At 42.8% G+C, this 1,118-nt stretch carries 2 protein-coding genes; both read right to left on the reverse strand.

Features of this window, described 5'->3' with window-relative positions:
• Positions 1–322, reverse strand: a 322-nt coding sequence (locus PX481_RS21475; RefSeq protein ID WP_502888623.1) for a TspO-related membrane protein, incomplete at its 3' end; no start/stop codon positions are given.
• Between the two features lie 3 nt (positions 323–325).
• Positions 326–805, reverse strand: a complete 480-nt coding sequence (fabZ, locus tag PX481_RS21480) for a 3-hydroxyacyl-ACP dehydratase FabZ (protein ID WP_002762366.1) — start codon at positions 803–805, stop codon at positions 326–328.
• Positions 806–1,118 lie beyond the last annotated feature (313 nt).

The following is a 1,118-nucleotide window of genomic DNA, read 5'->3' on the forward strand; positions in this document are numbered from 1 at the left end:
ATTGAAAGAGAATTACCCAGAGAATCTGACAAGCACTAGCGATGGCTAATTCGTAGCCTAACCGACGCAAACGCGGTTCAGTTTTATTGAAAGCCAAAGCTTGGTAAATTCCCAGACTAATTAAACCCAGATAAATTAATCCCCAGATAGCAAAAGCATAATTAGCGGGAATAATTAAGACATCTTGAAAAACTGTATTCGAGATAGCCCCGATATTTTCGCCGTTGAGAGGGAAAATATTAGCGAAAATATTGGTGATAAAAGCCCCTAGAATAGCAAATAAATTTAGTTCTTGTCGGAGACGATCTCGATCAAAATTCATAGGTCAATCAAAGATGGAAAACATCATTTCGCCCTGAGCGGCCAATTGCCCATCGACTCTTGCTTCCCCTTGCATTTTAGCAATTTTATTCATCTTGAAGGATAATAATTCCACCGTCATGATCAATTGATCCCCTGGCACCACAGGACGACGAAAACGGGTTTTATCAATGCCAGCGAAGGCAAAAAATTTCCCTTTCATCCCAGGTAATTGGGTCAAAATCACTCCCCCCACTTGGGCCATGGATTCAACAATTAACACCCCCGGCATCAAGGGACGGTTGGGAATATGACCGGGGAAAAAAGGCTCGTTGATCGTGACATTTTTTAGGCCAACAGCTTTTTTACCTGGTACATAGTCAATAATCCGATCAACTAGGGCAAAGGGATAACGATGGGGCAGTAGTTGGCGAATTTCCTCGACGGTAAAGGTAGTTTTTATGACTGGTTCCAACTCGGTTAAGGCTTCGGTAACGATGGTCATGCAAGTCAAAAATTACAAGTGAGATCAGACATTATCTCATAATCAGTTATCAGTTATCAGTGATCAGTGATCACTGATCAGTTATCAGTGATCAGATGAACGTAGGTTGGGTTGAAACATGAAACCCAACGCCCGCTCATGTTACGCTACCGCTAACCCATCCCACAAATAATTGTGCCTCCCTACTTAGGGTTTGCTGAAAAAGTTTTTCCTAGGGGCAGGGTGTAGGGTGTAGGGTGTGGGGTGTGGGGTTTTACCGATTTTGAGGGGGTCAATTACCTAATTTTCAGGGAAAAAGTAGCTGAATTTCCCC

This window comes from Microcystis sp. M53603_WE2, from assembly GCF_030065435.1.